Annotated in this window: 21 protein-coding genes and 1 tRNA gene; 8 read left to right on the top strand and 14 right to left on the bottom strand. The window is 68.7% G+C overall.

Features of this window, described 5'->3' with window-relative positions:
- Nucleotides 1-4: 4 nt before the first annotated feature.
- Nucleotides 5-3,595 (bottom strand): methionine synthase, encoded by a 3,591-nt coding sequence (metH, locus tag LQD00_RS00355; protein ID WP_232715145.1) that lies wholly within the window; start codon nt 3,593-3,595, stop codon nt 5-7.
- Nucleotides 3,596-3,646: 51 nt separating this feature from the next.
- On the opposite strand from metH, the gene LQD00_RS00350 reads away from it, so the two are divergent.
- Both LQD00_RS00350 and LQD00_RS00345 read left to right on the top strand, forming a co-directional pair.
- Nucleotides 3,647-4,525: a PAC2 family protein gene (locus LQD00_RS00350; protein ID WP_232715144.1), complete on the top strand. Its 879-nt coding sequence runs from the start codon at nt 3,647-3,649 to the stop codon at nt 4,523-4,525.
- Nucleotides 4,522-5,634, top strand: coding sequence for an alpha/beta fold hydrolase (locus tag LQD00_RS00345; protein WP_232715143.1), 1,113 nt, complete (start codon nt 4,522-4,524; stop codon nt 5,632-5,634). Before LQD00_RS00350 ends, LQD00_RS00345 begins: the two co-directional genes overlap by 4 nt.
- A gap of 1 nt (nt 5,635) precedes the next feature.
- Here LQD00_RS00345 and LQD00_RS00340 read toward each other — a convergent pair whose 3' ends face one another.
- The 6 genes from LQD00_RS00340 to LQD00_RS00315 all read right to left on the bottom strand — a co-directional run bounded on the left by LQD00_RS00340 (nt 5,636) and on the right by LQD00_RS00315 (nt 10,602).
- Nucleotides 5,636-5,944 (bottom strand): hypothetical protein, encoded by a 309-nt coding sequence (locus LQD00_RS00340; protein WP_006360419.1) that lies wholly within the window; start codon nt 5,942-5,944, stop codon nt 5,636-5,638.
- A gap of 56 nt (nt 5,945-6,000) precedes the next feature.
- Complete coding sequence (gene mshC / locus LQD00_RS00335; RefSeq protein WP_232715142.1) at nt 6,001-7,251, bottom strand: cysteine--1-D-myo-inosityl 2-amino-2-deoxy-alpha-D-glucopyranoside ligase; 1,251 nt, start codon at nt 7,249-7,251, stop codon at nt 6,001-6,003.
- An 87-nt stretch (nt 7,252-7,338) separates the two neighbouring features.
- On the bottom strand, nt 7,339-8,214 hold the full coding sequence (locus LQD00_RS00330; RefSeq protein WP_232715141.1) for an SCO1664 family protein: 876 nt from the start codon (nt 8,212-8,214) through the stop codon (nt 7,339-7,341).
- Between the two features lie 16 nt (nt 8,215-8,230).
- A complete protein-coding gene (locus LQD00_RS00325; RefSeq protein WP_232715140.1) occupies nt 8,231-8,938 on the bottom strand; it encodes a DUF3090 domain-containing protein in 708 nt (235 codons plus the stop codon).
- 25 nt (nt 8,939-8,963) lie between these two features.
- Nucleotides 8,964-9,701: an MSMEG_4193 family putative phosphomutase gene (locus tag LQD00_RS00320; protein ID WP_232715139.1), complete on the bottom strand. Its 738-nt coding sequence runs from the start codon at nt 9,699-9,701 to the stop codon at nt 8,964-8,966.
- 58 nt (nt 9,702-9,759) lie between these two features.
- On the bottom strand, nt 9,760-10,602 hold the full coding sequence (locus LQD00_RS00315; RefSeq protein WP_232715138.1) for an undecaprenyl-diphosphate phosphatase: 843 nt from the start codon (nt 10,600-10,602) through the stop codon (nt 9,760-9,762).
- 157 nt (nt 10,603-10,759) lie between these two features.
- Between LQD00_RS00315 and LQD00_RS00310 the strand changes: the two genes are divergently transcribed.
- From LQD00_RS00310 to LQD00_RS00300, 3 genes are read left to right on the top strand one after another with little or no spacing between them, the layout of a single operon-like run.
- The gene (locus LQD00_RS00310; protein ID WP_232715137.1) at nt 10,760-11,821 is read left to right on the top strand and encodes a hypothetical protein; all 1,062 of its coding nucleotides are present in this window, start codon (nt 10,760-10,762) and stop codon (nt 11,819-11,821) included.
- Nucleotides 11,822-11,824: 3 nt separating this feature from the next.
- Nucleotides 11,825-12,148: a DUF5703 family protein gene (locus LQD00_RS00305; RefSeq protein ID WP_232715136.1), complete on the top strand. Its 324-nt coding sequence runs from the start codon at nt 11,825-11,827 to the stop codon at nt 12,146-12,148.
- The gene (locus tag LQD00_RS00300) at nt 12,142-13,278 is read left to right on the top strand and encodes a quinone-dependent dihydroorotate dehydrogenase (protein ID WP_232715135.1); all 1,137 of its coding nucleotides are present in this window, start codon (nt 12,142-12,144) and stop codon (nt 13,276-13,278) included. The genes LQD00_RS00305 and LQD00_RS00300 overlap by 7 nt, the downstream gene beginning before the upstream one ends.
- 69 nt (nt 13,279-13,347) lie before the next feature.
- Here the strand turns inward: LQD00_RS00300 and LQD00_RS00295 are convergent, their stop codons facing one another.
- Nucleotides 13,348-13,893, bottom strand: a complete 546-nt coding sequence (locus tag LQD00_RS00295; RefSeq protein WP_232715134.1) for a YbhB/YbcL family Raf kinase inhibitor-like protein — start codon at nt 13,891-13,893, stop codon at nt 13,348-13,350.
- 61 nt (nt 13,894-13,954) lie between these two features.
- Nucleotides 13,955-15,289 carry a M20/M25/M40 family metallo-hydrolase gene (locus tag LQD00_RS00290; RefSeq protein WP_232715133.1) on the bottom strand — a complete coding sequence of 445 codons (1,335 nt, stop codon included), beginning with the start codon at nt 15,287-15,289 and terminating at the stop codon, nt 13,955-13,957.
- Between the two features lie 107 nt (nt 15,290-15,396).
- Here LQD00_RS00290 and LQD00_RS00285 point away from each other — a divergent pair.
- Nucleotides 15,397-15,482 (top strand) — tRNA-Leu (locus tag LQD00_RS00285).
- A gap of 71 nt (nt 15,483-15,553) precedes the next feature.
- Here the strand turns inward: LQD00_RS00285 and LQD00_RS00280 are convergent.
- Both LQD00_RS00280 and LQD00_RS00275 read right to left on the bottom strand, forming a co-directional pair.
- Nucleotides 15,554-16,480 (bottom strand): mechanosensitive ion channel family protein, encoded by a 927-nt coding sequence (locus LQD00_RS00280; RefSeq protein ID WP_232715132.1) that lies wholly within the window; start codon nt 16,478-16,480, stop codon nt 15,554-15,556.
- Nucleotides 16,481-16,561: 81 nt separating this feature from the next.
- Nucleotides 16,562-17,803 (bottom strand): M23 family metallopeptidase, encoded by a 1,242-nt coding sequence (locus tag LQD00_RS00275; RefSeq protein ID WP_232715131.1) that lies wholly within the window; start codon nt 17,801-17,803, stop codon nt 16,562-16,564.
- A 112-nt stretch (nt 17,804-17,915) separates the two neighbouring features.
- Between LQD00_RS00275 and LQD00_RS00270 the strand changes: the two genes are divergently transcribed.
- Nucleotides 17,916-18,947 (top strand): nucleoside hydrolase, encoded by a 1,032-nt coding sequence (locus LQD00_RS00270; RefSeq protein ID WP_232715130.1) that lies wholly within the window; start codon nt 17,916-17,918, stop codon nt 18,945-18,947.
- 26 nt (nt 18,948-18,973) lie between these two features.
- Nucleotides 18,974-19,924, top strand: coding sequence for an LLM class F420-dependent oxidoreductase (locus LQD00_RS00265; protein ID WP_232715129.1), 951 nt, complete (start codon nt 18,974-18,976; stop codon nt 19,922-19,924).
- Between the two features lie 10 nt (nt 19,925-19,934).
- Here the strand turns inward: LQD00_RS00265 and meaB are convergent, their stop codons facing one another.
- Genes meaB through LQD00_RS00250 form a run of 3 tightly spaced genes read right to left on the bottom strand, consistent with a single transcriptional unit; the run spans nt 19,935 to nt 25,149 of the window.
- Nucleotides 19,935-20,933, bottom strand: coding sequence for a methylmalonyl Co-A mutase-associated GTPase MeaB (gene meaB, locus LQD00_RS00260; protein ID WP_232715128.1), 999 nt, complete (start codon nt 20,931-20,933; stop codon nt 19,935-19,937).
- Nucleotides 20,933-23,203: a methylmalonyl-CoA mutase gene (scpA, locus tag LQD00_RS00255; protein WP_232715127.1), complete on the bottom strand. Its 2,271-nt coding sequence runs from the start codon at nt 23,201-23,203 to the stop codon at nt 20,933-20,935. The genes meaB and scpA overlap by 1 nt, the downstream gene beginning before the upstream one ends.
- Nucleotides 23,200-25,149: a methylmalonyl-CoA mutase family protein gene (locus LQD00_RS00250; protein WP_232715126.1), complete on the bottom strand. Its 1,950-nt coding sequence runs from the start codon at nt 25,147-25,149 to the stop codon at nt 23,200-23,202. The genes scpA and LQD00_RS00250 overlap by 4 nt, the downstream gene beginning before the upstream one ends.
- Nucleotides 25,150-25,242: the final 93 nt, after the last annotated feature.

The following is a 25,242-nucleotide window of genomic DNA, read 5'->3' as shown; positions in this document are numbered from 1 at the left end:
ACACCTACGTGTTGAAGTACTTGGCTTCCGGATGGTGCAGCACGAACGCATCGGTGGACTGCTCCGGATGGAGCTGCAGCTCCTCCGACAGCTGGACACCGATCCGCTCCGGCTCGAGCAGCTCGATCATCTTCGCGCGGTCCTCGAGATCCGGGCAGGCGCCGTAACCGAAGGAGAAACGCGCACCACGGTATTCGAGGTCGAAGAATCCCTGGGCATGCTCGGGATCCTCGCTGTCCATCGACCGGTCGCCGAACTTCAGCTCGCTGCGCACACGCTGATGCCAGTACTCGGCGAGTGCCTCGGTCAGCTGCACACCGATGCCGTGCACCTCGAGGTAGTCGCGGTAGGCGTCCTCGGCGAACAGCTTGTTCGCGAAGTCGGCGATCGGCTGTCCCATCGTGACGAGCTGGAACGGCATGACGTCGACCCGGCCGGCGGCCTTCGCTGCCTCACGCGACTGGATGAAGTCGGCGATGCACAGGAACCTCGAGCGCTGCTGGCGCGGGAACGAGAAGCTGAACCGCACCGGCGCATCGGGATCCGGCTCGGTGAGCACGTGGACGGTGTCACCCTCGCTGACCGCCGGATAGTAGCCGTAGACCACCGCGGCGTGCTGCAGGATGTTCTCGGTCGCGAGCCGATCGATCCAGTAGCGCAGCCGCGGCCGGCCCTCGGACTCCACGAGCTCCTCGTACGACGGGCCGTCGCCGCCACGGGCGCCACGCAGGCCCCACTGGCCGAGGAACAGCGCACGCTCGTCGAGCAGCTGCAGGTAATCGGCGATCGGCACACCCTTGACGATGCGCGAACCCCAGAACGGTGGGGTCGGGATCTCGTTGTCGGCGGCCACATCCGAACGCGCCGGCACCTCGACGGGCTCCTCGGCGGCCTTGCGCTTCGCGGCGATGCGCTTGGACCGCTCGTGGCGTGCCTTGCGCTCGGCCGTCTTGGCCGCCTCGGCCTTGGCCTCGTCGCTGTCCGGGTCGGGTCCGCCGCCGCGCTTGCGGGCCATGATGTCGTCCATCAGTCGCAGTCCCTCGAAAGCGTCACGCGCATAGTGCACGTGGCCCTCGTAGACCTCCGACAGGTCGTTCTCGACGTACGAACGCGTCAGCGCCGCACCGCCGAGCAGGACCGGGTACTCCTCGGCGAGACCACGCGTGTTGATCTCCTCGAGGTTCTCCTTCATGACGACGGTCGACTTCACGAGCAGACCGGACATGCCGATGACGTCGGCCTTCTTGTCGGCGGCGACGTCGAGGATGGTCGTGATCGGCTGCTTGATGCCGATGTTGACGACCTCGTATCCGTTGTTGGACAGGATGATGTCGACGAGGTTCTTGCCGATGTCGTGCACGTCGCCCTTGACGGTCGCCAGCACGATACGGCCCTTACCGTCCTCGCCGGTCGCCTCCATGTGCGGTTCGAGGTGCGCCACAGCGGCCTTCATGACCTCGGCGGACTGCAGCACGAACGGCAGCTGCATCTGGCCCGAACCGAAGAGCTCGCCGACGGTCTTCATGCCCGACAGCAGGGTGTCGTTGATGATCGACAGCGGCGGGACCTGCGTCATCGCCTCGTCGAGATCGTCGGTCAGACCGTTGCGCTCACCGTCGACGATGCGTCGTTCCAACCGTTCGAACAGTGGCAGCTTGGCCAGTTCCTGGGCGCGCGACTCGCGAGCCGAGGCGGCCGAGACACCCTCGAACAGCTGCATCAACTTCTGCAGCGGGTCGTAACCCTCACTCCGGCGGTCGTAGACCAGGTCCAGCGCGACCTGCCGATGCTCCTCCGGGATGCGCGCCATCGGCAGGATCTTCGACGCGTGCACGATCGCGGTGTCGAGACCGGCCTGTACGCACTCGTGCAGGAACACCGAGTTCAGCACCTGCCGGGCGGCCGGGTTCAGGCCGAACGAGATGTTCGAGATGCCGAGCGTGAAGTGCACATCGGGATGCGACTCGTGCAGCCGGCGGATGGCCTCGATCGTCTCGATGCCGTCGCGGCGGACCTCCTCCTGACCCGTCGAGATCGGGAAGGTCAGGGTGTCGAGGATGATGTCCTCTTCGGCGAGACCCCAGTTGCCGGTGATGTCGTCGATCAGACGCTCGGCGACCCGGACCTTCCAGTCCGCAGTACGCGCCTGCCCCTCCTCGTCGATGGTCAGGGCGACAACGGCCGCACCGTGTTCGACGACGAGACGCATGATCTTGTTGAACCGCGAGTCCGGCCCGTCGCCGTCCTCGTAGTTCACCGAGTTGACCGCGCACCGACCGCCGAGCGCCTCGAGACCCGCGCGGATGACCTCCGGCTCGGTCGAGTCGAGCATGATCGGCAGCGTCGACGACGTCGCGAAGCGGCTCGCGAGCGCAGTCATGTCTGCGGCGCCGTCACGACCGACGTAGTCGACGTTCAGGTCGAGCATGTGCGCACCGTCGCGGGTCTGGTCCTTGGCGATGTCGAGGCACCTCTGGTAGTCCTCGGCGATCATCGCCTCACGGAATGCCTTGGAGCCGTTGGTGTTCGTGCGCTCACCGATGACCAGGAAGCTCGCATCCTGATCGAAGGGCACCGCGGTGTAGAGCGACGACGTCTCCGGCTCGTGCTGGGGCGCGCGCGTCGCGGGGGTGACCTGCGCGACGGCCTCGGCGACCTGGCGGATGTGCTCCGGCGTGGTACCGCAGCAACCGCCGACGAAGGAGAGCCCGAACTCGCCGACGAACTGGGCCATCGACTCGGCCAGTTCCTCCGGCGTCAGCGGGTACTCGGCACCCTTCGCGCCGAGAACGGGCAGACCGGCGTTCGGCATGACCGACACCGGGATGCGCGCATGCTTCGACAGGTAGCGCAGGTGCTCGCTCATCTCCGCCGGGCCGGTGGCGCAGTTCAGGCCGATGAGGTCGACACCCAGCGGCTCGATGGCGGCCAGCGCAGCACCGATCTCCGAACCGAGCAGCATCGTGCCGGTCGTCTCGACCGTGACGTGGCTGATGATCGGGATGCGGCGGCCCACCTGGTCCATGGCGCGCTGTGCCGCGATGACCGCAGCCTTCACCTGCAGCAGGTCCTGCGAGGTCTCGATGAGCACCGCGTCGGCGCCGCCCTCGAGCATGCCGATGACGCATTCCTGGTAGGCGTCGCGGATCGCGGCGAACGTCGTGTGTCCGAGGCTGGGCAGCTTGGTGCCGGGACCCATCGAGCCGAGGACGTACCGGTCGGTGCCGTCGGCGGACGGACCCATCTCATCGGCCACACCGCGTGCGATCGCGGTGCCCTTGTAGGCCAGCTCACGGATGCGGTCGGCGATGTCGTAGTCGCCGAGGTTCGACAGGTTGCAGCCGAAGGTGTTGGTCTCGACGGCGTCGGCGCCGGCCTCGAAGTAGGCACGATGGATGCCCTCGAGGACGTCGGGGCGGGTGTCGTTGAGGATCTCGTTGCAGCCCTCGAGCTGGTTGAAGTCGTCGAGGGTCAGGTCCGCGGCCTGGAGCATCGTGCCCATCGCCCCGTCGCCGATCAGGACGCGTCGCGACATCGACGACATGAAGGTCGTGTCGAAGTCGCTCGGTCGATGGCCGGAGTTTTCGAAGGACATGGTTGACAGCGTAGTTCGCCCTCTCTAGGTGTTCGGTCGTAGGCTGGTTCGGTGAACGCTGAGCAGATGTCGAACCTTCCCCAGCTGCGCAGACCCATTCTGCTCGCGGCCTTCGAGGGATGGAACGACGCCGGGGACGCCGCCAGCAGCGCCGTCGAGCACCTCGCCCTCGAATGGGACGCTCGTCCGCTCGCCGACATCGACTCTGACGAATACTACGACTTCCAGGTCAACCGGCCCACTGTCAAGCAGGTCGACGGCGTCACCCGGCGTATCGAGTGGCCCACGACGTCGATCTCGTACTGCAGTCCGCGCGGCGCCGACCGCGACATCGTGCTGGTCCGCGGCATCGAACCGAACATGCGGTGGCGTGCGTTCTGCGCCGAGATCGTCGAACTGGCCCAGGAGCTCGAGGTCGAGACCACCGTCATGCTCGGCGCACTGCTCGCCGACACCCCGCACACCCGGCCGGTGCCGGTCACCGGGACGGCCTACAGCAGTGAGTCGGCAGCCCGGTACAACCTGGCGGAGAGCCGCTACGAGGGCCCCACGGGCATCACCGGCGTGCTGCAGGACCTCTTCGTGCAGGCGGGCCTGCCCGCGGTGTCCTTCTGGGCCGCGGTGCCGCACTACGTATCGACCCCGCCCAACCCGAAGGCCACCGTCGCGCTGCTGACGCGCGTCGAGGAAGTGCTCGACATCGAGGTCCCGCTCGGCACCCTGCCCGAACAGGCCGAGGAATGGGAACGAGCGGTCACCGAGATGACCGAGGACGACGAGGAGATCGCCGACTACGTCCGCGGGCTCGAGGAGCGCGGCGACGCCGAGTTGGATCCCGACGAGGTGATGGCGAAGATCGACGGCGATGCCCTCGCCGCCGAGTTCGAGCGTTATCTCAAGCGTCGCGGCCAGGGGCCGTTCGGCGGGTGAGCAGCCACCGATCGACGTTGGCGCGACGTGCCGGCGCCGGGATCGCGGCGAGTGTCGCCGCGGTGGGGGCCGGTACGGCGGCGTACGCCGCGCGCAATCTCACCTACGACACCCGCGAGGCTGCCCGGCTCGCGTCAAGCGGGATGCGCCCGCGGGCGGTCACGACCCCCGACGGTGCCGTCATCACCTACGGCGAGGGACCCCGACACGGCCCTCCCCTGCTGCTGATCCCCGGCCAGCAGGTCTCGTGGACGGATTACGCAGCCGTGCTGGGCGCACTCACCCGTGACTGGCACGTCTTCGCCGTCGATGCCTTCGGACACGGGGGTTCGGCCAAGACGCCGTCGCTGTACCCGGCCCTGCCGCAGACCGAGGCCCTCGCCTGGTTCGTCGAGGACGTCGTCGGCGCCCCCGTCGTCGTGGCGGGACATTCCTCCGGCGGCCTCCTGGCCGTGCGGCTGGCCGCCGACTTCGGAGACCGGGTGCGGGCCGTGCTCATCGAGGACGCACCGTTCTTCGGCACGGAACCCGACCGCGCACACGCGACCTACGCCTGGCTCGACACGTTCCGGAACATCCACCGCTACCTCGAGGCCGGCGCATCGGCGGATGCGGACAACTGGACCCGGTTCTGGGTCCGGCACAGTCACCTGCGGACGATGTTCGGCGACCGCGCGTGGGAGGCGCTGGTCCGGGGTCCGCTCGAGCGCCGGCTCGACCGGGATCCGCACGTGATCCCGAAGCTGTGGTGGCTGCCGCCGACCCTCAACCGTGCGATCGCACTCACGGCGTGCCTGCAGGACGGGACCGGCGACTACGACCTGCGCTACGGGGAGATGTTCTACGACGGCTCGTGGCTGGCCGGCTTCGACCAGGCCGAGACCCTCGGCCGGGTCCTCGTACCCACGACGCTGTTGCACACGACGACCCATGAGCAGGACGGCGTCCTGTTGGGCGCGATGACCTCCGACGACGCGGTCCGGGCGCACACGCTCATGCCGGACTGCCTGCTGATCGACCGCATCCCGTCGGGACACGACATCCACCGGCAGCGGCCGCCCCTGTATGTCGACGCCCTGAACGCGCTACGGGATCGGATTCGCGGCTAGCTCAGCCGATCTTCTCGATCGACACGACCGGTGTGGTGATCCGCCACGTGCGGACGTCGGGATCGTCGGCGGCCCGTACCCAGAACTGCGCGGATTCGCCGAGCCTGCAGGACTTGACCCCGAGCAGGGGGATGTCCTCGGAATCACGGCGCAGCCGACTGACGGTCCAGTCCTCGCTGTCCGTGCCGCCGACACCGGGGGCGCGCAGCAGCGTCATCTCCCCGAAGTCGAGCAGGTAGGTGGATGTCCGGGTGACCACGGTGAACACCCCGGAGTCGGTGTCTGGTCTGATCTCTTGCACGCGCGCCACGAGAGCACTGTACCCAGAGCGGTCACTCACCGTTCGTCCCGCACAACCCGGAGGGATCAGTTCTGCCGGGTCGCCGGGATACCGAGCAGCGCGTCCACCGCGGCCGCGAGTGCCGCGGGTGCCTCCGCCGACGAGCCGATCCCGCTGCGGACGTCGGCGCACCAGGCGTCCACTGCGGCAAGTGCTTTCGGGGTGTCGAGATCGTCGGCGAGATGCTGCCGGACGCGCGCGATCACATCTGTCGCGTCGGGACCGGTGGATGCGGCGAAGGCGGTGCGCCAGCGGTCGAGGCGTTCGACGGCGGTGTCGAGCACCGACTGGGTCCACATGCGGTCCCCGCGGTAGTGGTCGGCGAGCAGGGCGAGACGGATCGCGGCCGGGTCGACGCCCTCGCGACGCAGCACCGACACGAACACCAGGTTGCCGCGGCTCTTCGACATCTTCTCGCCGTCGAGGCCGACCATGCCGGTGTGCACGTAGTGTCGGGCGAAGCGCCGCGAATCCGTGAGCGCCTCGCCGTGGGCGGCCGAGAACTCGTGGTGCGGGAAGATCAGGTCGTTGCCGCCGCCCTGGATGTCGAACTCGATGCCGAGCCGGTTCAGTGCGATGGCCGAACACTCGATGTGCCAGCCCGGACGTCCGGGACCGAAGGGCGAGTCCCACGACGGCTCGCCGTCTCGCTTCGCGCGCCACAGCAGGGCGTCGAGGGGGTCACGCTTGCCCGCACGGTCGGGGTCGCCGCCGCGTTCGGCGAAGAACCGGGCCATGGTCTCGCGGTCGTAGCCGGACTCGTAGCCGAACTGCTCGGTGGCGTCGGTCCGGAAGTAGACATCCGGGTACTCGGCGTCGTCGACGGTGTAAGCGGCGCCCGAGGCGAGCAGCTTCTCGACGACCTCGATGACCTCACCGATCGACTCGACGGCACCGATGTAGTCGCGCGGCGGCAGCACGCGCAGGGCCGTCATGTCGTCGCGGAAGAGCTGCGTCTCGCGCGCACCGAGGTCGCGCCAGTCGACCCCGTCGCGGTCGGCGCGCTCGAACAGCGGGTCGTCGACGTCGGTCACGTTCTGCACGTAGTGGACGTCGTGTCCCTGGTCCCGCAGGACGCGGTTGACCTGATCGAAGGTCAGATACGTGGCGGCGTGGCCGAGATGTGTCGCGTCGTACGGGGTGATCCCGCAGACGTACATGGTGGCGGTCTGTCCGGGGGTCACCGGACGGACCGCACGGTCGGCGGTGTCATAGAGGCGAAGGGCAGGTCCCTCGCCGGGTACCTCCGGAAGTTCCACATCGGGCCACGACTGCATGGCGTCCACTGTATTGCCCACGGACCGCGAGGTGTTCACGGCCCGGTCGGAGCGGCGTCGTCCGGCGACGCGGATCACAGTGGGGCGTCAGAAGGGGGGCCACGGGATGGGCCGGTGGCCCGGCGGGAGCGGCATGGTCTCGCTCTCGGCGACCACGATCGCCCGGACCGTGAGTGCGTCGACCTCGTCGGCGGTGATGTGACGCAGCAGTTCGTCCCGCAGCGCACACCCGTCGGTCTCCAACTTCTCGGCCAGTTCGGCGACGTCGGCGACCAGGTGGCCGGGCACCTGCTCCCCCGCCCAACCCCACAGGACGGTGCGGAGTTTGTCTTCGGAGTGCAGGCAGATGCCGTGGTCGATGCCGTAGACCCCGCCGTCGAGGCCCTCGAGCACGTGGCCGCCCTTCCGGTCGGCGTTGTTCAGGACGACGTCGAGCACGGAGAGTCGCTGGAGTCGTGGGTCGTCGGCGTGGACGAGCACGACGGGTTCGCCGTACGGGTCGTAGGCCTGCAGGACGGCGAAGAAGCCGGTCGGCACCCGGTCGACCGGGCACAGGTCGACGAGGTCGACGCGGGGCTGGTTCTCGACGGGCGGGTGTTCGGTGTTGTCGGGCGTCTCGATCCAGCGCTGGACCATCCCCGGGCCGACCGGGCCGTCGCGGTGGATCGTCGTCGGGATGGCACCCCAGCCGAGTGCCTCCGAGATCAGGTACGACGCGACCTCGCGGCCGGCCAGCGTGCCGTCCGGGAAGTCCCACAGGGGGACCTCGCCGCGGACCGGCTTGTACACGCAGCGGACCGTCTGTTCGTCGAGCACTGCGTCGCACACGAGGGTGGCGTTGCTCGCCGACGGAATCCGACCGAGGATCGTCAGCTCACCGTCGCGGAGGATCTCGAGCGTCGACACCTCAGTCGGCACCGGGTCCGAGGGCTCGGGTTGCGGGCTCGCGGCCTCCGATGTCAACGACCGTGCCCCTGTCTCACGCCTGGGAGGGTCCGGACGCGCCCGGATCCTCGTCATCGGGTCCCTCCGGGTCGTCGTCGTCCTCGTCGACGAGGAAGCTCGGATCGGTCTGCGCCGCAAGGCTGTTGAAGACCTCAGGGTCGATGAAGTCGATCGACTTGCTCAACTCCGCATCGCGCTTGTAGCCGTTGGTGCGCACGCACAGGTGACCTTCGGGGTCGAGCGGTTCGCTGCACAGCGGGCACGGCTGGCGGCCGGCGGAGATGACCTTCGACGAGCGGGCGGCGAATTCCCGTGCGGCCGCGGTGGTCAGGAACACCCGCACCGCATCGGGTCCCTCGTCGGTGTCGTCGAGCACGACGCTCTCGTCGAACTCTCCCTCGGTGATGGCGAGGAGTTCCACGACGACGGCCTCGGACTCGGCGTCCCAGCCCAATCCCATGGTGCCGACCCGGAACTCGGCGTCGACGGGCATGACGAGCGGGCTCAGGTCGCCGACCCGATCGGTGGCCGGCGGGATCGGGGTCCCGAAGCGGCGATGGATCTCGTCGAGGAGCGCACCGATCCGGTCCGCGAGGATCTGGACCTGCTGCTTCTCGAGCATCACGCTGATGATGCGGGTCTCGTGGACGGCCTGGAGGTAGAACGTGCGGTCACCGGGTTGCCCGATCGTGCCGGCGACGAACCGGTCCGGGCTGCGGAACACGTGGATCGCTCGGGACATCACACCTCCTTGATTGTTGTGTTCATTATCCCGATGTCGCCGGGACCGTCGCAGCGGCACCGGTGTCCCCGCCCACGACCGCGTCGTCGGAGGCCTGCTGGTCGTCTCCGGCGGGCGGGCGCGGGGTCGGTATCGAGAGCTTCTGCGTGTTGTTGACGGTGTGCACATACGGGCGCGACGAGGCGTAGCGGATGACGCTGATCGACGCCGGCTCGACGACGATGCGCTGGAAGGCGTCGAGATGGCTGCCCATGGCGTCGGCGACGATCGACTTGATGACGTCGCCGTGCGAACACGCGACCCACACCCCGGAACCGTCCGGTCCGCCGTAGATGCGGTCGAGGTCGCGGATGGCGCGCACCGCCCGGGCCTGGACGTCGGCGAGCCCCTCGCCGTCGGGGAAGACCGCCGCCGAGGGCTGTTGCTGCACGACCTTCCACAGCGGCTCCTTGAGCAGCTCGGAGATCGATCGTCCGGTCCAGCCGCCGTAGTCGACCTCGGCGAGATCGTCGACGACGACCTCCGGCGGGCGGTCGCCGTTGGTGCCGAGTGCGGCGAGCAACGGTGCGACGGTCTCCGCGCAGCGGTCGAGCGGCGATCGCACCACCGCCTTGATCTCGGCGAGGTGGTCGCCCAGGCGGCTCACGAGGTCGTCGGCCTGTTCGCGGCCCCGGTCGTCGAGGTGGACTCCGGGGCTACGACCGGCGAGCACACCCGAGGTGTTCGCCGTCGAACGGCCGTGCCGGAGAAGGATCACGGTCATGCCACAACCATAGGCATGAGCGCGGGCGACCCGCACACGACGAGGACCGTCGGGATCGTCAGGTCGCGGAGATGGCGCCGGTCGACAGCAGGATGATCAGCAGGACGCCGAGGATCACCCGGTAGGCGCCGAACCAGTTCATCGAGTGGTTGCTGACGAACTTCAGCAGCCAGGCGATGGCCGCATATCCGACGATGAAGGCGACGATCGTCGCGACCAGCAGCTGGGGCCCGGTGGCCTCCATGCCATCGCCGCTCGGATTGAACGCATCCGGCAGGCTGAACAGGCCGGAGGCCGTCACCGCCGGGATGGCCAGCAGGAACGAGAACCGGAAGGCGGCCTCGCGTTCGAGGCCGAGGAACAGGCCCGCACTGGCGGTCGCACCCGACCGGGAGACGCCGGGGACCAGCGCCAGGCACTGGGCGCCGCCCATCACCAGGCCATCGCGCAGCGTCAGCTCCTCCAGCGGACGCTGCTTCTTTCCGTAGCGCTCGGCCAGCCAGAACACACCCGCGAAGACGATCAGCATGATCGCCACCAGCCACAGATTCCGGCCGGTCGTGCGAATCTGGTCCTTGAGGACGAAGCCGATGATGCCGATCGGGATGGTCGCGAAGATCACATACCATCCGATCCGGTAGTCGAGGCTCCGCTCCTCTGCGTGGAACAGGCCACGGAACCACGCCGCGATGATGCGGACGATGTCCTTGGCGAAGAACAGCAGCACGGCCGCCTCGGTACCGAGCTGGGTGACCGCGGTGAACGACGCGCCGGCGTCCTCCCCGAACATGAGTTCCGAGGCGATACGGAGATGCCCGGACGACGAGATCGGCAGGAACTCGGTGAGACCCTGCAGCGCCCCGAGGACGATCGACTGGGTCCAGCTCATGGTGTCGGTCACGGCGCCCGATGCTACGCGGAGCCCCGACCGCCGACCCGGCTCGGTGACACGCGTCGACCCGCCTGAGCGTCGCACGCGAGCGGTCACGCAAGATGGGTCCATGCACTCGTCTCGACGACCGCGCCCCCGTCACCAGCCCCCGAGAGGTCTCGCACGGTTGCGGCGGCCGGTTGCCGCGGCGGCGACTCTCGCCGTGGGTGTGGCGATGATCACGGCGTGCGGGTCCGACGACTCGGGCACCCCTGACGTCGCGACCGTCGCCCCGGCGACCGCGGTCGAGGCACCCGCGACCTCCGAGCCCGCCGGTCTCACCGTCCCCACACCCACCGGCTCGCGGGCACTCGCCTCCTCCGGCCGCACGGTCGCCGTCGTCTCGCCGGACGGCAACCAACTGCTCCGCTTCGACGCCGCCACGATGACCGCGCCGCCCACCCCCGTCCCGGTGCCGGGCCTGACCGCGCTCGCCCCGGACACCGACGGCGGCTACCTCGGCGTCGGACCGGGATCGCTGGTCGTCGTCGACGCCGAGGGCCGCACCCGTACCGCCGAACTCGACACCGACGAACCGACCGCGGTCGTGCGTGCCGCGTCCGGCCGGATCGTCGTGGGAACCGCCGACGGTCGGGTCCTGATCTACGAAGCCCGGTCCGAGAACGGGGAGTTCGAGAAGAAGCACGACCTGCGCGAGTTCGTCCGCGTGGACTCCCTCACCGCGGCCCCGACCTCCGCCGAGGACCTCGACGGCCAGGTCGTCGTCCTCGACCGCGCGCAGTCGTCGGTGACCCCGATCGACCCGGAGTCCGGCGAGCCCGGTCCCGCGCTGCGGGCCGGCAACGGCGCCACGAACTCGACGGTCGACCGTTTCGGGCGCATCCTGGTCGCGAACACCCGCGACGGCGAGATCCTCGGATTCTTCGGGTCGCCGCTGGTCATGCGATTCCGCTACCCGGTGGCCGACGGCCCGTACGCCGTAGACTACGACGACACCCGCAACCTGCTCTGGGTGTCGACAACCGGGAACAACGAGGTGGTTGCGTATGACCTGGCCGACGGTGAACCCACCGAGGAGCAGCGGTTCGCGTCTGTCGTCCAGCCCGACACCATCACCGTCGACGACGCGGGCACCGTCTACGTCCTGTCTGCGCGCGACGGCAAGCTCCAGGTGGTCCCGCCGCCCGGCACTCCTCTGGGTGTCACGGCGGTCGAGCCGGGTCGGTGATCGATGAGCACTGACCGACGACCCCACACGCGGCATTCGCGGACCTTCGCCCGCGTCGGCGCCAAGTACCCCGCCGGCTGGGAGGTCACCTCGGAGGACGTCGAGTACATCCTGCTGAAGCTGCCGCCGGACGTCACCCGGGTGACCGCGTCGATGCGCCTCGCACTCGAGGCCGAGTTCGGCGGCTGGGAGCTGTCGCGGGTCCGCCTCTACTCCGACGGCACACGCAAGGTCCTGCTGAAGCGCAAGCGTCCGCCCCGCGGGGCCCGCGCACTCGACGAGAACCGTTCCACCGACCACGATCCCCGGAGCGCCCAGGCATGCTGACCGCACGAACCGCCACGAAGGTGCTGATCGCACTCAACCGGCGGTGCTATCCCCTGCTGCTCAAATTGATGTTCCTGCTGCCGCCGGAACGCATCCATCACATCGTCTTCGTGCTGCTGCGTGCGGTGAGCCGGTTCTCGGTGATCTCGTTCCCGGTGGCGAAACTGCTGGCCCACCACGATCCGGTCCTGCGCAGCCGGGTGTTCGGTGTGGATTTCCCGGCGCCCATCGGCCTGGCGGCCGGTTTCGACAAGACCGCCGGAGCCGTGAACGCGTGGGGGCAGATCGGTTTCGGCTTCGCCGAGATCGGCACCATCACCGGCCAGGGGCAACCCGGCAACCCGCAGCCGCGCCTGTTCCGCCTGCCCGCCGACCGTGCCCTGATCAACCGGATGGGCTTCAACAACCCGGGCGCGCACGTCGCCGCCGAACATCTCACAGAGGTTCGTCACGGGCCGGTGTCCGCACCGGTCGGAGCCAACATCGGCAAGACCAAGGTGGTCCCGCTCGACGAGGCCATCGACGACTACCGGCTCTCGGCAGGCCTTCTCGGGCCGCTCGCCGACTTCGTCGTGGTCAACGTGAGCTCACCCAACACCCCCGGCCTGCGTGACCTGCAAGCCGTCGACTCGCTGCGGCCGATCCTCGCCGCGGTGCAGGCCGAGGTCCACGTCCCGGTCCTGGTGAAGATCGCACCCGATCTCGTCGACGACGACATTGACGCGGTCGCCGACCTCGCCGTCGAGCTCGGTCTGGCCGGCATCGTCGCCACCAACACCACCATCGGCCGGGAAGGCCTGCGCACACCGGACGCCGAGGTGCGCGAGATCGGCGCGGGCGGACTGTCCGGTGCCCCGCTCGCCGACCGGTCGCTGGCCGTCCTCAAACGGCTCTACAACCGCGTGGGCGGGAAGATCGCCATCGTCAGCGTCGGCGGCATCGAGACCGTCGATCAGGCCTGGGAGCGCATCTGTGCCGGCGCCGATCTGCTGCAGGTCTACACCGGCTTCATCTACGGCGGACCGCTGTGGCTGTACGAGCTGCACTCCGGTCTCGCCGAACGGGTGCGTGCCGGCGGGTTCGCGTCGATCTCCGACGCGGTCGGCTGCGCCGCCACCCGGCAGCCCTAGCGAATCGCCCTGACGACAAAGGCGTCCCGACCTCCAGGGGTCGGGACGCCTTTGTCGGCGTGGGCTGCGTCAGACGTTCTCGCCGGGCTGCTCGTAGGTGCCCACCAGGGTCGCGCGGGCGATCGCGTGGGAGAACAGGTTGAAGCCGAGGTAGGCCGGGGTGGCCGCCTCGGGCAGGTTCAGCGACTCGGTGTCGACGGCGTGCACGACGACGAAGTAGCGGTGCGGTCCGTGGCCGGGAGGCGGCGCGGCGCCGATGTAGCGCCGCAGCGAGGCGTCGTTGGTGAGGGTCATGGCGCCGTCGGGCAGACCGGTGCCGTCCTCGTCACCGGCGCCCTCGGGCAGGCTCGTGACCGACACCGGGATGTCGGCGACGGCCCAGTGCCAGAAGCCGGACGCGGTGGGTGCATCGGGGTCGTACACGGTGACCGCGAAAGACTTGGTCTCCGCGGGGAATCCGGACCAGCTCAGCTGGGGTGACAGGTCTTCTCCACCCGCACCCATGATCCCGCTCACCTGACCGTTGGCCAGCGGCGAACCGTCCGTGAGGCTTTCCGAGGTCAGCGTGAAACCGGGCAGGCTCGGTAGCGGGGAGTACGGGTCGAAGGACGACATGTGTTCACCTTTCTGACGTTTCGCGCATCGGGACGATCTGGTTGTCACTCTATGTGAGCGTTCAGCTGTGGAGCAGGAAGTGTTCGAACACCTTGGTGCCGAACAGAACCGCGTCGACCGGGACGCGCTCGTCGACGCCGTGGAAGAGCGCCGCGAAGTCCAGGTCGGGCGGCAACTGCAGCGGTGCGAAGCCGAAGCAGCGGATGCCCAGTTTGGCGAACGCCTTGGCGTCGGTGCCCGCGGAGAGCATGTACGGCACGGTCTTTCCGTGCTCGTCGTGCGCGAGGATGGCGTCGTTCATGGCGTCGACGAGGTGGCCGTCGAAGCTCGTCTCGTAGGAGTCGAGGTGGGTGATCCACTCGCGGGTCACGTTGGGCCCGATGAGTTCGTCGATCTCCTTCTCGAACGCCTTCTGCCGTCCGGGCAGCACCCGGCAGTCGATGACGGCCTCGGCCTTCTGCGGGATGACGTTGGCCTTGTATCCGGCCTTGAGCATGGTCGGGTTGGCGGTGTCGCGCAGTGTCGCACCGATGATCCGGGCGAGGTTGCCCAGCTTGAACAGCGAGGTCTCCAAGTCCGGCGCCTCGGGATTGAAGTCCAGACCGGTCTCGGCGCTGACCTCGGCGAGGAACTGGCTGACCGAGTCGGTCATCACGAGCGGGAAGGTGTGCCGGCCGATGCGGGCCACCGCCTCGGCGACCTCGGTGACGGCGTTGTCCGAGTGCAGGAACGACCCGTGACCGGCCTGCGCGTCGGCGGTGAGCCGCATCCAGCCCAGGCCCTTCTCCGCCGTCTCGACGAGGTACAGGCGCTTCTGGGTGCCGTCGGGCCGGTCGACGGTCAGGGAGAACCCGCCGACCTCGCCGACCGCCTCGGTGATCCCCTCGAAGAGGTCCGGCCGGTGCTCGACGAGCCAGTGGGCACCCCAGGCGCCGCCGGCCTCCTCGTCGGCGAGGAAGGCGAAGACGATCTCGCGAGGCGGAACGGTGCCGTCGCGCTTGAACTGGCGCGCCAGCGCGAGCGCCATCCCGGCCATGTCCTTCATGTCGACCGCGCCGCGTCCCCAGATGTAGCCGTCCTTGACGGCACCGGAGAAGGGGTGGACGCTCCAGTCCGCCGGTTCGGCGGGCACCACGTCGAGATGGGCGTGGATCAGAAGGGCGCCGCGGTCGGAATCGGGCGGTCCGGCGAGCCGTGCGAAGACGTTCCCGCGGCCCGGACGACCCGATTCGACGTACTGTGTGGTGTATCCCACTTCTTCGAGTTGCTGCGCCACCCATTTGGCGCACTCTTCCTCGCCTTTCGTGGTTTCCGGCTCCCCCGTGTTAGAGGTGTCGAACCGGATCAACTGGCTGACGAGATCGACTACTTCAGTGGTCGCAGACTGTGAAGACACCCCTCACTCCTACGGGATTTGGGATACACGGGCAACCTCGGTTAGTGTTATCCCGCTGCCGCGAGATGGCGAGGAGAAATCCCCGCCGGAGCAACGCAGCAGAGTAAGTCCGAGTGGCGGAATGGCAGACGCGCTAGCTTGAGGTGCTAGTGTCCTATTAACGGACGTGGGGGTTCAAGTCCCCCCTCGGACACCGCAGAACGACGAGAAAACCCCCGGCTCCAGCCGGGGGTTTTCTCGTTGTCGGACCTCGATACCCCGGGCTCAGGTACCGGCGGTCTCCAGCAGTGATCCCCAGCGCGAGTACGGCAGAGCGATGTTGTTCTCCACGAAGGCCTGAAGGATCGCGCGTCGCAGCCGGCGCTGCACGGCCCACTGCCCGTTCGGCTTCGTCTTGACCGTCAGGCGCAGGACCACCTGCTCCGAGGACACCTCCTGGACCCCGAGCATCTCGATCGCTCCGAGGATGTCGGTGTCGTCCTCTTCGACGGCCCGACGTGCCGCCTCGGCCGCGACCTTCTGCGCCTTGTCGATGTCGGCGCCCGGTGCGACCGGGGTGTCGACGCGGGCGACCGCGAACTCCTGGCTCATGTTGCCGACGCGGGCGATCTCACCGTTGCGGACGTACCAGAGGGTGCCGTCGATGTCGCGGAGCGTGGTGACCCGCAAGCCCACGGTCTCGACCTCACCGATGGCCTCGCCGAGGTCGACGATGTCGCCGACCCCGTATTGGTCCTCGAGCAGCATGAAGACGCCGGTGACGAAGTCGCGCACCAGGTTCTGTGCACCGAAGCCGATCGCCAGACCGACGATGCCTGCGGAGGCGATGAACGGCGCGATGTTCACACCGAGAACGCTCAGCACCGACAGCACCACCCACACGAGCAGCACGATCGACACTGTCGACTTCAGCACCGAACCGATCGTCGCCGCCCGCTGGGCGCGCCTGGCGGCGATCTGGGCGCTGCGCTCGGTGGTCACCGTCTTGGGCCGCAGACCGCGCATGAGGGTCGCTCCGCGCGACTTCTCGCCGTCTCGGGACCGCGGACGGGTCGCCCGGTCGATGGTGCGGTGAATGGCGAAACGCACGATGAGCGCGACCAGGATGTAGGCCACGATCCGGATCGGATTCTCGATGATCCATTCGCGATTCGTCTCGGTCCATTCGAAGGCCAGGTTCTGAATGGTCATGACCCCGACCGTACCGACGATGAGATCGTTGTCCAGTCGTGATCGCCCCGAGATCGGGGCGGTCTACGCCGAAAACCGTTGTCAGCCTGCGCGGAACGTGACGACGTTCTGATCGAGGATCATCCGGTCCTGCTGTGTGGAGACGGTCACACCGGGCGCCATCTCGAGCGGGACGCCGGTGCTCTCCGAGGCGTCGAACGCCTCCGTGTCGTCGACCCGGCCGGTGATCGTGAACAGGTCGGTGACACTCGGCACACCTTGGGACATCAGGAACGAGGGCCCGTTCATGACGTGGACATGGAGATGGGGCGCGACCGAGTTGCCGGTGTTGCCGACCTTGCCGATGACCTCGCCGCGTCGTACCCGGTCCCCCGGCTCGAACCGCACCGAACCGGGTTGCATGTGGGCATAGTTCACGAAGAACCCGTCGCCGATGTCGAGGACGAGGTTGTTGCCGTCGGCGTCGGCGATCGGCAGATTCGCGGGGAACTCCCCCGGCACCTGCTCGGGCAGGTCGTTGCGACTGGCGACGACGGTGCCGTCGGCGACGGCGAGCACGTCGTCGCCGTAGATCCGGTAGCTCGCCGGGTTCTTGGCGTCGCCGACGAAGATCTTCCCGTCCGGTCCGGCCTGTTCCCAGTCGACCGCGTACCGCTGGGCGACGACGGGGGTGCCGTCCAGCGGCAGGATCGCGCGCGTGTGACGAACCGCGTCGCAGCAGGCGTCGGCAGCAATGTAGTCCTCACCGATCAGGGGCGGACCGAGGACCGGGACGACGGCGTCGTTCACCTCGACCTCGGCGATCCGCTCGGTGGTCTCCCGCATCTGCGGCGGGGCCCCGTCGGCACGGACCGAGATCTCGTGGACGAGCTTCTTCGGGGCCTCCCCCTCGAACTGCAGATGCAGGAACAGCACCCCGTTCTGTCCCGGTGCTAGGACCTCGGAATAGCCCTCGGGCACATCGGGTCTCGGCGGGGCGGAGACCGCACCGGTGGGCTTGAGCCGTCCCGCGACCCCGGCCTGGTCGAGGCCGCTCAGCTCGGGCGTGCCCGCAGCCCCGGCGTCGAGGGTCTTGACCCCGGTGATCGTGACCGGGGTACGCATGAAGTTGGTCAGCGACACCTCGTAGACGAGGTGCTCGGACCCGTCCGAACCGGCGAACGGCGTCGGCGCGAACAACACCGACCCCACCACCGGGGTCAGGACCGGGTCGGGCGGCACCGGTACGGACGTACCACGTCGATCGTCCTCGCCGCCACACGCCGACAGCAGGAGCGCCGCGCACACACCGAGGACCGCCAGCGGACGTCGTGGTCTGTGCATTGCTTCCTCCGCGGACGCGCCGACGGCGATCCGCTCGGCTTTCTGCGTCGGGTTTTTAGGGATTCCAGGGGCAACGCGCGGGCCCTCGCCGCACACCGGGCACAATTGTGACGTGACCCAGCGCCTGTTCTTCGACTGCGACACCGGCATCGACGACTCGGTCGCACTCCTCTACCTGCTGGCACGCACCGACGTCGACCTCGTCGGCATCGCCTCGACCGCCGGCAACGTCCCGGTCGACGTGGTCACCACCAACAATCTCGCCTGGCTCGAACTCTGCGGCCGTGCGGAGATCCCTGTGCACGTCGGGCCGATCGCTCCACTCGTCGCCGAACTCATGACCACAGAGGACACGCACGGGCCGCTGGGCGTCGGTCACGCCGAGCTGCCCACGCCGACCATCACGCCGAGCAACCTGGACGCGCCGGATGCGTGGATCGAGGCGTCGCGAACGCACGACGGAGAACTGGTCGGGTTGGTCACCGGGCCGCTCACGACGCTGGCCACCGCAGTCCGCCGTGACCCGGCCCTGCCCTCCCGTCTCCGACGCCTGGTGATCATGGGCGGGGCCTTCCACACCCACGGCAACACGACGCCGACCTCGGAATGGAACGTCGCCGTCGACCCGGAGGCCGCCGCAGAGGTCTTCGCCGCATTCGGAACCGCCGGCGCGCCGGAACCCATCGTGTGCGCACTGGACCTCACCGAGCAGGTCGTGCTGACCCCCGACCACGTGGTGCGCTTGGCAGCCGCATCGGGGAGCTCACCGCTGGAGTGCCCGGACCCGGGCGACGAACGGGGTCTGCGTTCGGTCGCCGACAACGAGATCATCCGACACCTCACCGATGCCCTGCGCTTCTACTTCGAGTTCCACCACGACCACGACGAGGGCTACATCGCCCACCTCCACGACCCGTTCGCGGCGATGGTGGCCCTGAACCCCGATCTCGTCACGAACATCCCGGCACGGGTCGACGTCGAGCTCGTCGGCACGCTCACCCGCGGGATGACGGTCGCCGACGAACGCTGGATGTCGCCGCTGGGCCCCAACGCCCGGATCGCCACCGCCACCGACCTCGACGTCGTGTTCGACGACCTGATCGACACGATCGGCGCCTTCGCCCGTACCTTCGTCCGGATCTGAGGCGCGTGCCCGCCTAGGGTTGAACCGTGACCCGACTCGGATACCAGATCGCCAACTTCACATACCCGGACGTTCCCGCGGATCAGTTGTTCCCCACCGTCGTCGCGCAGGCGCAGGAGGCGGAGAACTCCGGTTTCGACACGGTTTTCGCGATGGACCACTTCTATCAGCTGCCGATGCTCGGCGAGCCGCACGATCCGATGTTCGAGTGCTACACGCTGCTATCGGCCCTCGCCCAGCACACCTCGACCGTGCGACTCTCGTCGCTCGTCACCGGCAACACCTACCGGAACCCCACCCTGCTCGCCAAGACGGTCACCGCACTGGACATCGTGTCCGGCGGACGGGGCCAGCTCGGGATCGGCGCGGGATGGTACGAGCTCGAACATGATTCGCTCGGCTTCGAGTTCGGCACCTTCACCGACCGGTTCGAGCGTCTCGAAGAGGCACTGCAGATCATCCGCGGCATGCTCGCGGGCGAGCGACCGAGCCTCGACGGCAAGCGCTACCAGGTGTCCGAGGCGCTGAATGTGCCTGCGCCGCTGTCGAGGATCCCGGTGATGATCGGCGGGGCCGGCGAACAGAAGACCCTGCGGATGGTCGCACAGTATGCCGACGAGTCGAACCTGTTGTGCCCGCCGAGCCACATCGCGCGCAAGCTCGACGTCCTCGCCGAACACTGCGACCGGCTCGGTCGGGACCGCTCGGAGATCACCGTGAGCATCCAGACCTACGTCTGCATGGCGCCCACGCACGACCAGGCGGCTGCCGAGTACGAGGCGTATGTCGAGCGAACGCCGGCAGCCGAGGCGCGGCGCCGGATGACCATCATCGGCGACCCCGACGAGGTCGCGGCGCGCTACGCGGACATGCTGGCGACAGGTGTCGACGGTTTCACCGTCAACGCCGCGGCCAACGGCCATGTGCCGGGACGGGTCTCACTGCTCGGCGAGACACTCGCCCCACTGATCGGCTGAGGGGGACGCCTCAGCGGTTGTCGAAGGCGTCGACGATGCGCTGTGCGGCGAGGGCCGGCGTCAGCACACCCTCGCGCAGCTCGTCCTCGACCTCGTCGCGGATGTCGCGGACGCCGGGCGACTCCGCGAGCCGGCTGAGCACGATGTCGTGAACCATCGACCACGTCCAGTCGATCTGCTGCTGGTTGCGGCGGGCGGTGAACTCGCCTGCCTCCCTGAGGGTCTGGTTGTGCTTGACGACCGTGTTCCAGAACTCGTCGACGCCGGTCTGCTCGATCGCGCTCATCGTCAGGACCGGTGGGGTCCACAGGGCGTCGTGCGGATAGATCAACCCGAGTGCGTTGCGCAGCTCGCGCGCCGCGCCCTTCGCCTCGTTGAGGTGCTTGCCGTCGGCCTTGTTCACCACGACCACGTCGGCGAGTTCCAGGACACCCTTCTTGATGCCCTGCAACGAATCCCCGGTACGGGCCAGCGTCAGGAAGGTGAAGGTGTCGACCATGTTGGCGACGGTCACCTCGGACTGCCCGACGCCGACGGTCTCCACGAGCACGACGTCGAAACCGGCGGCCTCGACCAGCACGATCGATTCACGGGTGGCCTTGGCCACCCCGCCGAGCGTGCCGGAGGTCGGCGAGGGACGGATGTAGGCGTTCTTCTCCGTCGACAACCGGCCCATGCGGGTCTTGTCGCCCAGGATGGAGCCGCGGGTGCGCGTCGAACTGGGGTCGACGGCGAGGACCGCCACCTTGTGCCCGAGTTCGACCAGGTGCATGCCGAGCGCCTCGATGGTCGTCGACTTGCCCACACCCGGGACGCCGGTGATGCCGACTCGGAACGAGTTGCCCGCGTGCGGGGTCAGCTTCAGCAGCAGTTCCTGCGCCGCGGCCCGGTGATCGGGACGCTTGGACTCCACCAGGGTGATCGCACGCGCCAGGTCGGCGCGGCGATCGGCGAGAACCGCATCGGCCAGCGCGTCGACGTCGACCCGACGCCGAGTACCGTCCGCCATCAGTTCGCGGCCACCCCGGGCAGTTCCAGGCCGAGGGTGCCTGCCAGCTTGCCGATGAGCTCCACGGCCGAGTCGGCGATGACCGATCCGGGCGGGAAGATCGCGGCGGCGCCGGCCTCGTACAGCTCGGGGAAGTCACCCGGCGGGATGACGCCGCCGACGACGATCATGATGTCCTCGCGCCCGACCTCCTTGAGCGCCTCCCGCAGCGCGGGAACCAGGGTGAGGTGACCGGCGGCCAGCGAGGACACACCCACCACGTGCACGTCGTTGTCGGCGGCCTGCGCGGCCACCTCCTCCGGCGTGGCGAACAGCGGGCCCACGTCGACGTCGAAGCCGAGGTCGGCGAAGGCGGTTGCGATGACCTTCTGGCCGCGGTCGTGGCCGTCCTGGCCCATCTTGGCGACCAGCACACGCGGCTGGCGGCCCTCGGCCTCGGCGAACTGGCGCACTGCCTCGAGCGCCGCGTCGATGTTGGTCACCTCGCCCGCCTCATTTCGGTAGACGCCGCTGATCGTCTTGATCTCGGCCTGGTGACGACCGTAGACCTTCTCGAGCGCCTCGGAGATCTCCCCGACCGTCGCCTGATGACGCGCGGCCTCGATGGCCAGGGCCATCAGGTTGTTCTCCAGGCCACCCTCCGACGACGCCGCGGCGCGGGTCAGGTCGGCCAGGGCCGCCTCGACTGCAGCGGAATCACGCTGCGCCCGAAGGGTTTTGAGCTTCTCCAGCTGCTCGGCGCGCACCTTGGAGTTCTCGACCTTGAGGACCTCGATCTCCTCGTCGTCGGCCACCTGGTACTTGTTGACGCCGATCAGCGGCTGCTGCCCCGAGTCGATGCGGGCCTGCGTGCGGGCCGCGGCCTCCTCGATGCGCAGCTTCGGCAGGCCCTCGTTGATGGCCTGCGTCATGCCGCCGGCCTCTTCGACCTCGCGGATGTGCTTGCGCGCCTTCTGCGCCAGCTGGTGGGTCAGCGTCTCGACGTAGTTCGATCCGGCCCATGGGTCGATCGGGCGGGTGGTGCCCGACTCCTGCTGCAGTAGCAGCTGCGTGTTGCGGGCGATGCGGGCCGAGAAGTCGGTCGGCAGGGCGATCGCCTCGTCGAGCGCGTTGGTGTGCAGCGACTGGGTGTGGCCCTGGGTCGCCGCCATCGCCTCGACACAGGTGCGCGCCACGTTGTTGAACACGTCCTGCGCGGTCAGCGACCAGCCCGAGGTCTGCGAATGTGTGCGCAGCGACAGCGATTTGGCGTTCTTCGGAGCGAACTCGGCGACGAGCTCGCTCCACAGGAGACGCGCCGCGCGCAGCTTGGCGACCTCCATGAAGAAGTTCATGCCGATGCCCCAGAAGAAGGACAGACGCGGCGCGAACTTGTCGATGTCCAGGCCGGCCTCGAGGCCCGCGCGGATGTACTCGACACCGTCGGCGAGGGTGTACGCCAGCTCCAGGTCGGCGGTCGCGCCCGCTTCCTGGATGTGGTAGCCGGAGATCGAGATCGAGTTGAACTTCGGCATCTTCTGGCTGGTGTACTCGAAGATGTTCGAGATGATCCGCATCGACGGCTTCGGCGGATAGATGTAGGTGTTGCGGACCATGAACTCTTTGAGGATGTCGTTCTGGATGGTCCCCGCCAGCTTCTCCGGCGGCACACCCTGCTCCTCGGCCGCCACGACGTAGAGCGCCAGGATCGGCAGCACCGCGCCGTTCATCGTCATCGACACCGAGACGTTGCCCAGGTCGATGCCGTCGAAGAGCTGACGCATGTCGAGGATCGAGTCGATCGCCACACCGGCCATGCCGACGTCGCCGGCGACGCGCGGGTGGTCGGAGTCGTAGCCGCGGTGGGTCGCGAGGTCGAAGGCCACCGACAGACCCTTCTGACCGGCCGCGAGGTTGCGGCGGTAGAAGGCGTTGGACTCGGCGGCGGTCGAGAAGCCCGCGTACTGGCGGATCGTCCACGGCTGGTTCACGTACATCGTGGGGTACGGGCCGCGGATGAACGGCGCAGCACCCGGGACCGAGTCGAGCGGGTACGGGTGCTCGGCGTCGTCGAGGATCGTGTTGCGGTCGGTGCGGGTGTACACCGGGGCCACGTCGATCTGCTCGGGGGTGTTCCAGGTGACCTGGTCGACCGAGTAGCCGTGCGCCGACGCCAGTTCCTCGGTGACGGGCGCGCCGGGACCGGCGGCCGCAGCGGTCGTCCCGTCGGTGAGCTCGACCCCGGCGAAGCTCGGGATCGACTGTGTCGGATTGGGTTCGGTCTGGGTCATGCCGTCGCTCCCGAGGTTGAGAGAAGCTGATCGAGGAGTTCGGAGAGCGTGCTCACCGCGTCGATGCCGACCCGCAGGGAACCGTCCGGACGATCGTCGGACTCGGGCCATTCCTTGTCGGGACCGGCGAGCAGGACCTTCGACAGACCGGCCGCACGGGCCGCGGCGAGGGCTGCCGGACCTTCCTCCGCGTAGCGGGCCTTGGTACCGCAGATGACCGCGATCGGGGTGTTCGCACCGGCAACCGCGTCGCCGATCTCGTCCGCGGTCAGCGGGCCGGGGTTGACCACGGTGATGCCGCCGGCACCCAGCAGGTTGGCCACGAAGGTGGTGCGCCCGTTGTGTTCGGCGACGCTGCCCAGCGGGATGAGCAGGATCGACGGGCGCGCACCCTTCTCGGACAGCGCCACGTCGGAGCGATCGCGCAGCCCCTCGAAGGCACGGCCGACACGGGCCAGCTTCGGGGTTCCGGTGACCACGTCGGTCACGCCGGACGCCGAGGCACCCTGAGCGTCGGACAGGGCCCGCTCGTCGATGTTCGGGAACTCGTTGACACCGGTGACCGAGATGCGACGGTGCGCGACCTCGGCATCGCGGCGGGCCAGCGAGGCGTCGACCTTCTCGGCGATCCAGCCGCTGCCGAGGGCGGCGCGGTAGCCACCGGCGGCCTCGACCTCGGTGAAGACGGTCCAGGCGTTGGCGGCGAGGTCGTCGGTCAGCGACTCGACGAACCACGAACCGCCGGCCGGGTCGAGGACGCGCCCGATGTTGGACTCCTCGAGCAGCAGCAGCTGGGTGTTGCGGGCGATGCGGCGCGAGAAGGACGCACTCGAAGTGCGTTTGTCGGCCGGGATCGTCGCGTCGTAGGACAGAACCGTCAGCTGGTCGGCGCCGCCGACACCCGCACCGAAGGCGGCGATGGTGCTGCGCAGCATGTTGACCCACGGGTCGCGCTGCGAGTACATCGACAGGTCGGTCACACCGTGGGTCAGTGCGCCACCGGCGTCGGGTGCACCGACGACCTCGGCCACGCGGGCCCAGATCTTGCGCAGCGCACGGAACTTGGCGATCGTCGCGAACTGGTCGTCGTCGGCGGACACCCCGAAGGTGATCTGGCCCAGGGCCGCCTCGGCGGACAGACCGGCGGCGGTCAGGTCACGCAGGTGTGCGACGGCCGCGGCCACCACGAGGGCGAGCTCGAGGCCGTTGTCGGCGCCGGCGGTCGCGAAGTCGCTGCCGTCGACGCGGAAGGTGCGGACCCCTGCGGGCAGGTTCGATGCGGCGAGGCCGGTGGCCTCGTCGGCGTCGACGGTGGCCCGTCCGGAGAACGCCGCGGTCAGCGGCGAGAGACCGAAGGAATGGGTGGTCGCGGCGGTGGGCGGCGCGGCGACCGGTGCGGCCTGCGCCTTCTCCTTGAGCGACAGCAGTTCCCGGGCGGCGGCGATGCCCTCGGTACCGGCGTCGAGCGTCACCGGCACGAGGTCGAGGTAGACGCCGCGCAGGACGGTGGCGAGGTCGGCGACACCGAGACCGCCACCGCGCTTGCCGACGGACAGCCAGAGCCCGCTGGTGCCGTTGGCCATCGCCTCGAGAACGAGTTCGTTGACGTCCTCGGCCGGGGTCTCGTCGTCGCCGAACCGCTCGGTGACGCGCCACCCGGTGGTGACGTCACGGGCGGGGTCGGCACCGCGGACGAACGGGAACCGGCCGGGCAGGCCGGGTTCGGTCGTCTCGTCGCGACGTGTGTACAGCGGCCGGATGGTCAGCCCGTCGGCGGTGTCGGTCGAGAGCAGGGCCTCCGGTGTATCCGGGAGCTCGTCGACGTCGACCCGACGTGATTTCGCCAGAACGGCCGCGGCGGCCTTCGACCACGCCTGGTAGGCCTGATCGAGTTCTGTACGGCCGAGATCTGACTCGGGTTTGGGCTGGTCAGTTTGCTGTGGCATGTGGGGAAGCACACCTCCGTGAATGCTCTGTGCGAGCGCGTACACGACCTTAGCCGATCGCTCGCTCGGCCCATCAACGAGGTCGGGGTGAGC

Source organism: Gordonia metallireducens (assembly GCF_021245825.1).
Taxonomy (GTDB): Bacteria; Actinomycetota; Actinomycetes; order Mycobacteriales; family Mycobacteriaceae; genus Gordonia; species Gordonia namibiensis.
Note: the sequence above shows the minus strand (reverse complement) of the source record. Positions and strands in the feature narration are given on the sequence as shown.